Raw genomic sequence first — 14,112 nt, 5'->3', positions numbered from 1 at the left:
ATTCATGCTGTTAGCTTGTTTTTTGAATGATTTGCTGTCGATAATTGAACAAATGAGAAATTGATGAAAAAATGACTATTAAATAGACGAATCTTCAGGTATGATGCCCGCCGTTTTGATTAATGCGGAGCAGTAATTGCAATGTCTCACGATAATTCATTTAAAGAAAGTTCTTCTAAACGTCACTTGTTTTATGCTTTGGTGGCGTTATTTGGTATGCCGTTATTACCTATGCTAATGGGTTGGTTCACTTACCTTTAATAAAAACAATTCCACCTGCTTAATTTCATTAATTGGGGAAGCGCAATGGCCGAAAAAATCTTATTGGTCGAGGACAATAAGTCCGTTCAGGCTCAGTTAAAAGAGCTGTTAGAACAACAAGGACACCAGGTTGTTACTGCATGTAATGGTCTGGACGGGTACAACAAAGCGTTAGCCGAGAGCTTTGATCTGTGTATTGTTGACCACTTGATGCCGCTTATGGATGGCCCGCAACTTTTAAAAAACCTGAAAGGAATGGAAAATAATGCGCCTGGTGCCGTATTATTTCTGAGCACTCAGGATCCAAAAATGGTAAATAGCCTGGCAGAAGTTAAACTTGCCGATGCCTATTTATCAAAGCCTATTGAAAAGAATGCATTTTTAACAACCATGAGTGAGTTGTTGGAATCTGCAGACTGGGCTGCAGCAGGATAATATCAAACCGCACTTATCGGTGCGGATTGCTAATCCCTACTATAAATATCCGTCGTTTTCGATTATCCTGTTAGCAAATTACATTTATCATTGCTAATCATGACAGAAAGCGACATTTCCTATCTTAAAAATGTTATTCATGACGTGCCGGATTACCCAATCCCTGGCATTATGTTCCGCGATATCACCGGCATTTTAGATGATGCTAAGGCCTTTCAACTTTGTATTGATACTCTCAAAAAACGTTATCAGGACAAAGGCATAACCAAGGTTGTTGGTACCGAAGCCCGAGGCTTTTTATTTGGTGCACCGTTAGCTTTAGAGCTGGGTGTTGGTTTTGTCCCCGTTCGTAAACCCGGCAAATTACCCCGAGCGACTCATTCGCAAACCTATGATTTGGAATATGGTCAGGACACATTGGAAATTCATCAGGATGCGCTTACCGAAGATGATGTTGTGTTGATGGTTGATGACTTACTGGCTACCGGTGGTACCATTGAAGCGACCACCCACCTTATCCGAGCGATAGGAGCGTCGGTGTCGCACGCGGCATTTGTTATTGGTTTGCCGGGATTGAAAGGTCACGAAAGACTACATGCGTTAAATGTTGACGTGTTTTCCATGGTTGAATACGAAGGCGAATAAATCACATCATGAGTTATCAGGTTCTTGCAAGAAAATGGCGTCCTAAAAACTTCCAGGAATTAATGGGACAGGAGCACGTCGTAACTGTGTTGGTGAATGCATTGACGCAACAACGTCTGCATCATGCCTACTTGTTTACCGGTACTCGCGGGGTGGGTAAAACTACGATTGCGCGAATCTTTGCGAAGAGCCTGAACTGTGAACAGGGGATTACTGCCACGCCTTGTGGAACCTGTGATGCCTGTGTTGATATCGATGCCGGACGGTTTGTTGATTTACTGGAAATCGACGCCGCATCGCGCACCAAAGTTGATGATACCCGCGAAATTCTTGATAACGTTCAATATGCACCAAGCCGGGGTCGCTACAAGGTTTATCTGATTGACGAAGTGCATATGCTGTCAAAAAGCAGTTTTAATGCATTGTTGAAAACCCTGGAAGAACCCCCGGAACATGTGAAGTTTATTCTTGCCACCACAGATCCGCAAAAGCTTCCGGTTACGGTTTTGTCCCGTTGTCTGCAGTTCCATTTAAAGGCGTTAACGCCAAAACAAATCGAAACTAAATTAACCGAAATCCTCAATGCCGAGGAGGTTACCTTCGAAGACGGAACTTTAGGTCTGTTGTCGAAAGCCGCCCGCGGCAGTATGCGTGATTGCTTAAGCTTAACGGATCAGGCGATTGCCCAGGGGCAAGGACATCTCACCACAAGTAATTTGCAACAGATGTTAGGCGGTGTTGACCAGAACTGGGTGTATAAAATCTTAATTGCTTTGGTTAAGCAAGATTCTGAAGGGTTAATGAAGCTAACCCAAACCATCGCCAGTTATGCCCCGAATTATCAGCGTTTGCTGGCAGAATTATTGCAGTTGCTGCATCAGATTGCGATGTGGCAATTGTTGCCAGAGTCCGTGGATGTTGATAAACAGCGCCATAATTTACTGGAAAAATTCTCGCGAGCGATGAGCCCGGAAGATGTGCAGCTGTACTACCAGATTGTTTTAAACGGCCGCAAAGATTTACCGTTTGGTTATGATGAGCAGGCGGGTTTTGACATGGTTGTGCTGCGAATGTTGGCATTTAAGCCAACCCAAAGGCAATCATTGAAAGAGCAGAGTTTGGCCTCGGATAAAACAACCGCACAAATTGCTGAATTGGCAGATATTGAATTAGGCCCTGATGCAAAGCCTGATGACGCTGAGGCACCTGTTGAAGCTTTAGATTCCGTACACAACCCGTCTGAGCAAGCTCAAGCGGAGCCAGTTCAAGCACATCAAGATCCAGAGGAAAAGCAAGAGTCAGACCTAGAGCCGAAAGAGCAACCAGTGGCGACCCAGCCAGCTGTGCCGGAAACCGTTTCTCAACCGGTTATTGAGCAACCTGTTATGGAGCAGCCTGTAATGCAACCTGAACCGCAAGTGCAGGTCGAGCCGACCACTGTGGTTCCTCAAACGTCACCAGTGGCTGCCCAGGCTGATAAAGAGCCGAAGATGCTGGATATCGAACAGCAAGGTTTGGAAGCTCAGGCCAGAGATGAAGGCTTATGGCCGCAGCAGCCTCCAATTGCGGATGTAGCAAGCGATAATCAACCTCAAAATCATAGCGCAGCAGCGCCTGAAGAGCCGCAACCGCAATCCGATATGGTGGCAACGGCCGATAATGAAGAAGCGGTTTCAGAAACGTCCGTGCCCGTTATGGAAACCATTGCACCAGAAGCTCCTGCCAACTCAGGTGGCAATCAGGTAGATAGCGTTTTAGCTACAAGGAATATGTTGCGGAGCCGTAAAAAGCTCGTGGAGGGTAGGGCAAAAAAGCCCCAGACCGTTCCGGTAGCTAATACCCCTGCAGCGCAAGCGGCACAATCTATTGCCGAGCAAAACAATGAGCAGGTTTCACAAATCGAAGCCGATATTCCCGCGCGCCAGCTCGTTGAGCGAGCCAAACAACCCGTTCCGGAAAATGTTGAACCACAGATTCAGGCTGAGCCTGAAGATCGCATCGTTAATATCGATGCAGAGAATGGTTTTACCCCTGATCTTATCGACCCTACACAAATTCGCGATGCCAGTCAGATTGACTTGTGGGCCAATATGATTGATGCCATGGGACTTGGCGGCAGATTACGTCAATTAGCGCTAAATGCGATTCTTGGTGATAACACCAGTGACCAACAATTACATTTGATTTTAGATAGTGAGTTTGCGCACCTGCAAAGTCAGGCGGCTATCGATCATTTAACCAAGTGTTACTCGATGCTTAAGCAGCAACCTGCGGAATTGATTATTGATATTCAGGAAAATGTCGCGGATACACCACTGTCGATACAGCTGCAAATTAATGACAGCAGACTGCAATATGCGCAACAAGTGATTGGCGATGATGAGTTTATTCGCCAGTTACAACAAGAGTTTCAGGCCCAGGTGGCAATGAGTAGTATCCAGGCGCTGTAAACTACATACAAAATACCTAATCAGGTTTATTCTGGTATACTGGTTGCGTTTTGTTTTTTTGCCTCAATATAAATTTCAGAGGCTAAAGGCTGACTCGATTCAGCCCAACTAATTTTGGAGAATCCAGTATGATTAAAGGTGGCATGGGCAACTTGATGAAACAAGCCCAGCAAATGCAGGCCAAAATGGCGAAGGCTCAAGAAGAGATCGCTAATATGGAAGTTACCGGTGAAGCCGGTGCCGGCATGGTTAAAGTAACCATGACAGGTAACCATAATGTTCGTCGTGTTGAAATCGATGAAAGCATGATGGAAGACGACAAAGAAATGGTTGAAGACTTAGTAGCCGCCGCGTTTAATGACGCCGTGCGTCGCGTTGAAGAAACCACCAAAGATAAGATGGGCGCTTTGACCGGCGGCATGCAAATGCCTCCTGGTATGAAAATGCCATTCTAAATTGAACTCTTTAAAAATAGCGCTATTTACTTCTTGGCGGACATTGATCCGCCAAGAACATGGTTAATCAACCGCTCTTGCAAACCCACTTCAAAATAAACAACTATCCTAAATTTCTCGATATTTTTTAAATATGTCATACCCTTATATTTAGACCTGAGGATGAAACCTGCCAATCGACGTAAGTGCAACCTATAAACGAATACCTTTACAGTAAAAAATGGTCTGCCCAAAACTATTGTGCTTCTAAAAATAAGAGTGACACTATGCGCATAGAACAAATGTCTAATTTGAAGCGATTCGGCTTCAATGTCTTTAAAAGCTTGCTTGGCCATTATGGTTTCGCCCAGCAGCGCTCGCATTTCAAATTTCTGTTTACCAGTAGCAACGGTTTATTTTTGTTTGATCACGGCAGAATTCATAAACTGCTATCCGGTAACTATTTTGGCGTAACTCAACTTCCCGATGGCAGATATCTGGCCATTACGTATGTGCAAAATGGCACTAAGGATGAACGTAGTCTGGCATTAACGTTTGCTTTGCAGGGAAATAGAGCGACTGAGCAAAAATCCTTTCAGTTTATTAGCCCTGAAGGGGAAGTGAAAGTTCCAGTTCGGGTGCATCAGATCGTTTGTTTTAATAACAAACTTTGGGTTACCAATACGCGGCAAAATATTGTCTGGCGTTGCACGCTCGAAGGACGCATAGAAAAAGAGTTTATCTATTCACAACGCTTTGATTATCAACTGGGTAATTCCTCTACCGATTTTGTTCGTAAAACCGCTCGTAATAGCCCCGATTATCACCATTTCAATTCCATTTATATCGACAATAACTACTTGTATTTGCTTGCCCATAATTCCGCCGGCGCAGATAAAAGTCAGAACAGTTTTTATTTAAAACTCGATCACGATTTTAATGTCTTAGGGCGCACCAATGATGTCGGTAAGGCCTGTCATAATCTGGTGCCTTGTGAGCAGGGTTTTTATATTTGTGATTCGGCAAACGGACAGCTGGTACATCCGGAATTACCCAATATCCAACTGGGTTATTTTCTCAGGGGTTTAACCGTAATTGATAATCACCTTATCGCTGGCGGAACCATTTCCAGTGCTGATCCGGCATTACGTGGTAAAGGCGATAGTCGTTTGTTTTTCATTCCGGTTGGAAATGCCTTTCCAACATTCTCCCTGTCTTTAGGACGCACCGGAGATCTTCACGATATTCTCGCCATCCCATAAAGAGTAGTTATTGTCACTAACTGCGCCTGGAAGTCGAAATACCACTTTCAGGCCCTTCAGTGCCTGCGATTGCTCAATAATCAAATTACCCTGATGCCACTCACAAATGACCTTGGCAAATGCCAGCCCCAGCCCATAGCCATTACCCAGATCTGTAACGTCTTTACCACGAACATAGGCCTGAGTGACTTCTTTACAAGCACTATCACTTAACCCATTACCATCATCCTCGACGGTAATAACTAAGTCAGAATTGCTTACCTTTGCTTGCACCCGAATCTCGCTTTTGGCATAGATCAAGGCATTGGCAATGACGTTCTGCACTGCGCGCCTGAGGAAGTTTTCGTCAAATTGCCATGGCATTGAACAAGCGCTAACGAAATCGATGGGTTTGTCGTTTCCTATACGCATTTTACTGACCAGACTTGCGAGCATGGCATTTACATCATGAATTTGAATATTGAGATTCTCGTACTCCTCTTCGAGTTTGGAAAATTCAATAAACTCGTGGGTGAGCAAGTCTATCTCATCAATATCCTGTTGGATCGACGACTTCATTTCCGAGAAATTGTTTTGATTCATCACTTCCAGGCAAAAGTCGATGCGGGTTACCGGGGTGCGAATATCATGAGACAAGGTACTGGCAAGAAATCGCTGCAACGACATGTACCGCAACAGCTGACTAGCCATTTGGTTAAAGCTCTGCGCCACAGGGTAAACGCTTGATGAAGGCTTGATAATGACGGGGTTGAATTGCTTTTGCTTGCTAAACAGTTTGCTGGCCTGATTCAGTTGTTCCAAATCTCGGAACATCGGCCACACCCAAATAAACAAAAAGGCAGCAAAGCTGAGATAAAAAAGGATTACTATCGGCTCAATGGCATCATCTTGTGCCTGACTTTGAAAGGGCCCCATCTCCAAAACCAGATTTTCGTCTGAGTCATCGAGCCGGTAGTAATAAATCTCTGTACCATCTTTAAGGGAGACCACATCGCCCGACATTAACTTTCGGGTCATATCGTCTGGCCAATGCAAATTATTAACCTGCAGCAGATTAACGATCAGACCTTGAGTATTTGCTTCTATCGATGGCGAGACCTTGGCAAATACTTGTTGCACATCAATTTGATGGGCTTTAGATTGTGGTGATAATTGATAAAGCTTATCGGTGATAATGGCGACCAGGAACAAGGTCACAAATATCAGTAGAAACAACTTGATGAATTGTAAGCGCATAACCGTTTCTACCGCTCCGCAAACAAATAGCCTTTGCGCCATACGGTCTTGATTTCGTACGGGTTATTTTCTATTTGATTGAATTTTTTACGAATGCGACTCACGCGACCATCAATGATTCGATCCTGGCCATCGTATTCCCGCCCCACGGCTTTTTGAAACAATTGTTCGCGATTTAGAGTTTGATTACGGTTACTTATCAGGATCCACAATAAATCAAACTCTTCCGTGGCCAACATCAGTTTCTTATCGCATACCTGTATGCTTCTGGCGCTATTGTCTATGGTTAATTGCGGTAGCTGTACCCGCTGGGTATTTGTGTTTGAGTGGCGACTAACTGCACGAAGCAGGGCGTTAATCTTAGCCAGTAATATCGCAGGCCGGACGGGTTTGGCGATATAGGCATCGGCACCCAGATCTAAGCCTGAGATATGATCCAAATCTTCGGTTTTTGCGGTAAGAAACACGAACACACCATCGAAAGACTGGCGACATCGTCGACAGATATCAAAACCATTCAGGCCCGGTAAATTGATGTCGCATACAATCACATCGTATTTAGTTAACTCGGGCTGCGCTAAGAAACATTCTGCGGTTTCGAAATGACTCACCTGAAAACCATTATTGCTAAAAAATGTAGAGATTAATGCCGCCAGTTTGACATCATCTTCTATCAGGCAAAGCTGAGGTTGGGTTTTGATAGTCATCTACAATATGCTCCAGGCGTGACGTTTGCGCTTTCTCAGTGCATTATTTGGCACCATAACTTTTAAGGTGAACTGCTGAATTTGTAAGCCAGTTTTGCTGTCGACAACCATCAGCTGTTCGCTTTTGTTGTATTGCAATTGGATGGTGACTTGTCCGGACGTAGCGCCGTTATGACAATACAGATTGCTACTGTCACTTTCTTTAATCAGGCAGAAAGATGTGGGGTGTTCAAATTTCCAGGTTAGCGATATTGGCAGTTCACAGGTAAGTTGGGTGGTAACGCAATGCGTGGGCGACAGGTATACCGGATTGGCTTGTGCATTGCCAGCACAAGACAGCAGGGGAAGACTCAGGTACCACCAGGGTTTCATTAAAATTGCCCCCCGAAATGCCAGCTAACCCCAATAAAATAATAGTGGGTAGAGTTGTCTCCTACCAGCGGACTGAGAACGATTTGTTCGCTTAAATCCTGATACTGGTAGCGTCCAATAAGCGCAAATTTTTCGTAAAAGGGATAATTGAAATTTAACTCGTATTTTATGTTCCATCCCGCATCTGCCCGATAAGCAGGACTCCGGTAGCTTAACTCGCCATTTTCGACACCATAGTAATAATCATTTAGTGCCCGGCTTCGATATTGCGCACCCGTGCTGAGTTGATAGGTTAAGTCGCCAAACTGATTTTGATAGGCCAAGCCCAACCCGAGTTTCTGACCGTGATGCACTGCGGTGATATCGGTAAGTAAGTCAAAGCTTAATCGCCAGTTAGCATTTGGATAAAAATCAACGCCAACGCCACCCAGATATGACAAGGAGCGATCAATCTCTGCCGATTCTTGTTCTTCCTCAGGTAGTGGGAGTGGAAATAGTCCGGCACTGCCCGTGGTACTTAAAAACGCATCCAGTTTGTTGTTCTGAAAATAAATCCCGTCGGGATTTAACTCACCTTTGATATCAATCGACCAGAACTCATCTTCGATCAAGGTATAACCGGTCGTGGTATTTTCAATGTAGAACTTGTCGGCATAGACATAGAAAGAGGGGAGGAAAGCTATATGTCGTTCTTTGCCGTTTTGAAGAGGGCTGGAATATTTGCCGTAACCTAATGCTGCGCCCACTGCCCAACTGTTGCGTGCGACACAATCTCCTTCACACGCAATTAGCTCCTGCACCTCGGAAGATTCAGAAGTTTTTGGGTCGGATTGTTGAGCTGCAACTGCACTGGCCGACATTAGAGCGGCGAATATACAGGCTCGGGAATACTTCATTATTGTTAACTGCTTGTTATCGTTTTTTTGATACTGGGTTATTAGCGCATACGACAGTGGATACTAACCCTGTATATACCGTATTTAAAGGTTTGTGTACAATTTTGCACAATTTTTATTGCGACAATTTTAGACAGTTTTCTGTACACAATTTTGCACAATAATTGACGGGTATTTGCGCAGTAATGGTGTTTAACATGAGTGGTCCACCAGTAAGGGTGGGTCGAACAATCATAACAAAAAAATGATAACAATCATGGAGAACACGATGAAACTAAAATCTATCTCCCTGTGCATAGCCAGCGCTTGCTATGCCTTAGGAGTTGGGGCTGCTACATTGGCAGAGCCTTCATCAACAACACTAAGTAGTGGCAGTTTAAAACAACTGCCATTTAGCAAAGCGGAGCTCGAGCAAATGCAACAGCGCCGTGAGCAAAGCCGTACGCAAAACAACGTGTTAAAGCGTGCAGACAATGTTAACCAACATATTACCCGTGCCAATAGTGCCGAAAAGTTCAGTCCGGAAGATGGGCTTGAAGGTACCCATACCTACATCGTTCGTATGAAAGAAGCACCGGTTACTCAATATCATGGTGGCGTCCAGGGATTAAACGCGACGGCTTTGTCAAACACCAGCAATCAGGGCGTTCAGGGGAAATTTAACCTATTCGCGGGTGCTGGAAACAAGACAGATATCAATGCCTACCAAAATTATCTGAAAAACAAACAAAATCAGTTTATTGATAATTTAAGCTCTCTTGGGATGGCGATTGAGGCGAGAAAACAGTTTACCGTTGCCATCAATGGTTTCTCGGTAGAGCTAAACCAGCAACAGGCAAGAGAGTTGTCGCGTTTACCTCAGGTCACTGCCGTAACTCGTTCAACCTTACATGAGCTGCACACCGATATCGGTCCACAACTCATCGGTGCAGAGCAAGTGTGGCAATCGGCCGGTGAGGGCGCGCCAGCTATGCAAGGTGAAGGATTGATCGTTGGTGTCCTTGATACCGGTATCAATACTGATCACCCATCTTTTGCGGCCATTGGCGGCGATGGCTATCAACATATTAACCCGTTTGGTGACGGCAACTATGTTGGTGATTGTGGCAAAGACGAATTTGCCAGTCTTTGTAACGATAAGCTAATTGGTGTTCGCAGCTATGATGTCATTACTGATGTCTATAACGCCCCGGAATTTCAGGCACCGGATCATCCTGAGTGGATGGAAGGCGTACAAATTCGCCCGAAAAACGGTGAAGATTACAACGGTCATGGTACTCACACTGCCAGTACGGCTGCTGGTAACATCCTTCATGATGTTCCTTATGTAGTGCCGCAATTAGGTGACGGCGACGGTATCGACACTGGTTTGAATATGGGCACCATTTCTGGTGTTGCACCCCATGCAAACATCATCTCTTATCAGGTGTGTTATCCGGGTAATGCGGGCGATGCCTATGCCGGTTGTCCAACGGAAGCATTATTAGCGGGTATCGAAGATGCCATTGCTGATGGTGTTGACGTTATCAACTTCTCCATTGGTGGTAGTGAGCAGTTCCCTTGGGAAAACCCCGTTGAACTTGCTTTCCTATCTGCCCAGGAAGCGGGCATTGTCGTTGCCGCATCCGCAGGTAATAGCGGTACCGATGGTTTCCATGAATACATGTCTTCTGCAGATCATACGTCACCTTGGTTATTAACCGTTGGCGCAACAACTACTGGACGTACTATCGATATTACCGGTAAATCTTTAGGCACTTTTAGTGGCGGTGATACTCCGGCACCAGGTATGTTTGAAGGTAAAGGTATCTCTGGTGAATTTAGCGGTGAGATCGTATTAGCGGCAAACTATGGTGATGAGCTATGTCTTGAGCCTTTTGCAGCAGATACTTTTACCGAAAATCAAATCGTTGTTTGTAAGCGCGGTGATATTGCCCGTGTTGCTAAAGCTGACAATGTTGCAGCCGGTGGCGCTGGTGGTTTTGTTCTATACAACACTCAATATGGTGAATCATTAAATAATGACGTTTACTCAATTCCAGGTGTTCATATTAGCAGCGATGCCCAGTGGTCATTGATCCCTTGGTTACAATCCGGTAGCGGTCACATGGCTACCATTACTGCCAGTGAGATAAACCGCAATGTGAATCCAGAAAATGCCGATATGCTGGCAAATTTCTCGTCACGCGGACCGAGCCGAACCAACCCAGAGCATTTGATTCCGTCAATTTCTGCCCCTGGTGTTGATATTTACGCCGGTGCTGCCGATGAACATCCGTTCTCAGCAGTAAACTTATCGAGTAAATATGCGGTTTATAGCGGAACATCAATGGCATCACCACATATCAGTGGTGCAGCAGCGCTTATCCGTCAGGTAAATCCAGACTGGACAGCGACGCAAATTCAGTCGGCTATCATGATGACTGCTAACCGCAACGTTCGTTACGATTCAGGTTGGCCAAATGGTATTACCGAAGCTGGTATTTATCGTGCGGGTTCCGGTCGAGTTGATGTCGCATCAGCAGCGTCTGCGGGTCTTATCATGGACGAAACCTCAGAAAACTTCATGCTTGCTAACCCACAAAACGGTGGTGATGTAAAAGCATTGAACATGCCTGAGCTGGTTAACTTTAACTGTAAAGGCAGCTGTAGCTGGGTTCGTACTTTCGAGGCTACCCATGATGGTAGCTGGACCGTTGAGCCGAAAACCGGTGAATACTCGGTTCAGTTGACTTCATACCCTTCAAGCTTTTCACTGAAAAAAGGCCAGAAACAATCGGTTGTCTTTGAAGCGAAAATTCTGGATGCCCAATCTGCGATTGGTAACTCTGAAGTAGAAGTACATGGTAGCGTGGTTATCAAAGAGGATAACCAACAAAGTGCCGATAGCTATATGCCGGTAGCGTTGAAATACAATCACGGTACTTTACCTGAAAACATCACCATGTCGGCACATCGTAATAATGATGTATACACGTTACGCGGCCTGACAAGTGCAAACTTCAAAGATCTGAATATTACTAGCTATAAAGAGCAAAAAGCGAACCTGATGAGTTTTACTTTACCTCAGGCGCAAGAGTATGTTTCACCGTTTATCAGTGGCAATCTTGATGAATCTACCTACACGCACTGGGTTGATGTACCAGCAGGTAGCAAGCGTCTGATTGCCGAGGTGATCAGCTCTGATGATTCTACTGCAATCGAAGATTACATTCGTGGTGATCTAGATATCATCGTTGGTATCGATGCCAATGGCGATAACATGGTGCAAATGGATGAGGAAGCAATTTGTATTTCATTAAGCGATTTACGAAATGATTTCTGTAACATCAATAATCCGGATGGCGGTAAATATTGGGTCGTCTTCCACAACTGGAAAAAGTGGTGGGATGCCTCTCAGCCGATTCCTGTAGACACATACACAGTAGCTACTGCGGTCGTTGGTAATGATTTATCCGACAGCATCCAGGTAACTGGTCCGCAAAGCTATGATGGAGCATCTTCATTCGAATTAGACGTAGAATGGAATATGGACATGATGTCCGGCGATATCTATTACGGTGCAATGGAGCTAGGCTCTGATGGCAATAATATGGCCGACCTTGGCCTTATCCCTTATCGTTTAAATCGTGAAAAAGACGACACTCAAATCCAAACCAGTCAAACTATGGCTGCTGGCGGCGATGTTGTTGATGTCACCATTAACGTGATGGAAAACACCACAGGTAGTGATCGTAACTTTACCTTGACCACGGCATTGCCAGAAGGCATGAGCCTGGTTGCTGATTCGGTACAATTGCATAACTCTGGCGAAGAGCAGCTAATGGTTGATGGTCGTACGATTGTTGTTAGCGGTGTACAAGCCGATACATCAAACGTTGCCCCGGAATACCTGGTCACTACAAACTTGCAGGATGCCATGTGTCGTACTCCATCATTCGGTTTACCGAATCATGACGGTGGTTACATCGACTTACAAACCGCTGTTGGCTTTACGCCGGATTGGGGTGGCGTCTGGAATGAAAACCTATCCGTACCATTTGCTTGGTTATGGGGCGGCAATCCAACGTACTCCTTGTATCACAACTACGAGTATCAGTCTTATCCGCAGTTTACTATGAGTCCAATGGGTTACCTGCAGTTCGATGATCTGCCGTTATTCTTCCCATTCCACTTGCCATTCCCTATGGGAAGCTTCCCGGATGCGATGATTGCGCCTCTTTGGAAAGGTGAGTTCTTTGGACAAGCGTTTGGTACACCATATGAGCCAAACCTTTGGGATAGCGACTTAAACTCAGGTATTACCTTTGCTTACACTGAAGACCAGACCGTGATTGTTGAGTGGGATAATGTCCGTTCACAATCGTCATACTGGGATTGGATTTTGCAGGAAAACATTGTTGAGAATAATACCGATCGCTATGACTTCGAGGTTATTTTCAACTTAGGTCCATACCAGTTTGGTAAAGGTCAATATGAAGTGATCATGGCCTACGATAACCTCAACTTTGCAGGTCAAACCCTTGGTACCGTTGGTATCCATGGTTTCTCAGGCATCCAGACGACCTTTGGTCCACTGGAAGGTTATTCCGGTACTCAGTACGCGTATGACAATATCGATGAGAAACTGTCGGACGGTCTGGTACTTTGTTATGACTATGTTGGTCCGCAAATGAGTCAGTTTAAGGTGACTTTACAAGCTCGCGTTGATGAAGATGCGGCAGGTAAAGACCTGAACATTACCACGACTAGCGACGTTGAAGGTATCGCGACAGTTGAAGTTCAACAGGCAATTACCGTTAATGGTAACCTGACCATGGGTGTTTACCCTGACTTGACGGTTAACGAAAATGAATCGTTAGACGACTTGGTGATCTCCTATGCAGATGCTGATAATCGCAGCAATATCGTTACCGTGAACGGTGACAACGTTACGGCGGAAGTTCATAGCCATAAACCTGGTGGTACCTTCTCACTAATGCCAGAAGCAAACTTCCATGGTGAAACCATGGTAACTGTGATGGTTGCAGATGCGTCAAACCCAAGCGATATGGCAAGCGCAAGCTTCATGTTAACGGTTCTGTCTGATGGCATCGAATATGGTTGTACAGATTCGAATGCTAACAACTTCGATGAAAATGCGACGGACGATGACGGCAGCTGTATCTATCCAGAAGAAGAGAAGAAAGAGAAGAAAAAATCAGGTGGTGCTTTAGCGTGGCTCACCCTGCTTATGCTTCCTCTTGCACTAAGAAGACGTTCTTTACGATAATCGGTTAAATCAAAGACACTTCATTTAAGTTAAAATCCCGCTTCGGCGGGATTTTTTTTAACCGTAATACCGCGAAACCATAGGGCAATTTTAATAAACTGTGGTTTAATGAAGTACTTAACGTTTGGCCCGGGCGCTATGT

Annotated in this window: 10 protein-coding genes; 6 read left to right on the top strand and 4 right to left on the bottom strand. The window is 45.0% G+C overall.

The window, feature by feature from the left end:
* The first annotated feature begins 306 nt into the window (after positions 1 to 306).
* From FNC98_RS10305 to FNC98_RS10285, 5 genes are all read left to right on the top strand, one after another.
* A complete protein-coding gene (locus tag FNC98_RS10305) occupies positions 307 to 696 on the top strand; it encodes a response regulator (protein WP_143581156.1) in 390 nt (129 codons plus the stop codon).
* A 99-nt stretch (positions 697 to 795) separates the two neighbouring features.
* On the top strand, positions 796 to 1,341 hold the full coding sequence (gene apt, locus FNC98_RS10300; protein WP_143581155.1) for an adenine phosphoribosyltransferase: 546 nt from the start codon (positions 796 to 798) through the stop codon (positions 1,339 to 1,341).
* A gap of 8 nt (positions 1,342 to 1,349) precedes the next feature.
* Positions 1,350 to 3,791, top strand: a complete 2,442-nt coding sequence (gene dnaX / locus FNC98_RS10295) for a DNA polymerase III subunit gamma/tau (protein WP_143581154.1) — start codon at positions 1,350 to 1,352, stop codon at positions 3,789 to 3,791.
* A gap of 128 nt (positions 3,792 to 3,919) precedes the next feature.
* A complete protein-coding gene (locus tag FNC98_RS10290; RefSeq protein ID WP_143581153.1) occupies positions 3,920 to 4,246 on the top strand; it encodes a YbaB/EbfC family nucleoid-associated protein in 327 nt (108 codons plus the stop codon).
* A gap of 266 nt (positions 4,247 to 4,512) precedes the next feature.
* The gene (locus FNC98_RS10285; RefSeq protein ID WP_143581152.1) at positions 4,513 to 5,487 is read left to right on the top strand and encodes a hypothetical protein; all 975 of its coding nucleotides are present in this window, start codon (positions 4,513 to 4,515) and stop codon (positions 5,485 to 5,487) included.
* Here the strand turns inward: FNC98_RS10285 and FNC98_RS10280 are convergent.
* Genes FNC98_RS10280 through FNC98_RS10265 form a run of 4 tightly spaced genes read right to left on the bottom strand, consistent with a single transcriptional unit; the run spans position 5,443 to position 8,698 of the window.
* Entirely contained in the window at positions 5,443 to 6,723 is a 1,281-nt protein-coding gene (locus FNC98_RS10280; protein WP_185967936.1) for a sensor histidine kinase KdpD, read from the bottom strand. The two genes, FNC98_RS10285 and FNC98_RS10280, sit on opposite strands and share 45 nt — an antisense overlap.
* 8 nt (positions 6,724 to 6,731) lie before the next feature.
* A complete protein-coding gene (locus FNC98_RS10275; protein WP_143581150.1) occupies positions 6,732 to 7,430 on the bottom strand; it encodes a response regulator transcription factor in 699 nt (232 codons plus the stop codon).
* Positions 7,431 to 7,802 (bottom strand): DUF3019 domain-containing protein, encoded by a 372-nt coding sequence (locus FNC98_RS10270; protein WP_143581149.1) that lies wholly within the window; start codon positions 7,800 to 7,802, stop codon positions 7,431 to 7,433. It lies immediately after the preceding gene.
* Positions 7,802 to 8,698, bottom strand: a complete 897-nt coding sequence (locus FNC98_RS10265) for a MipA/OmpV family protein (protein WP_143581148.1) — start codon at positions 8,696 to 8,698, stop codon at positions 7,802 to 7,804. Before FNC98_RS10265 ends, FNC98_RS10270 begins: the two co-directional genes overlap by 1 nt.
* Positions 8,699 to 8,966: 268 nt before the next feature.
* Between FNC98_RS10265 and FNC98_RS10260 the strand changes: the two genes are divergently transcribed.
* Entirely contained in the window at positions 8,967 to 13,970 is a 5,004-nt protein-coding gene (locus tag FNC98_RS10260) for a S8 family serine peptidase (protein WP_185967935.1), read from the top strand.
* Positions 13,971 to 14,112: the final 142 nt, after the last annotated feature.

The sequence above is a fragment of the Thalassotalea sp. PS06 genome, from assembly GCF_007197775.1.
Taxonomy (GTDB): domain Bacteria; phylum Pseudomonadota; class Gammaproteobacteria; order Enterobacterales; family Alteromonadaceae; genus Thalassotalea_A.
The sequence above is the reverse complement of the archived record's forward strand: the minus strand, read 5'-3'. Positions and strand labels throughout refer to the sequence as shown.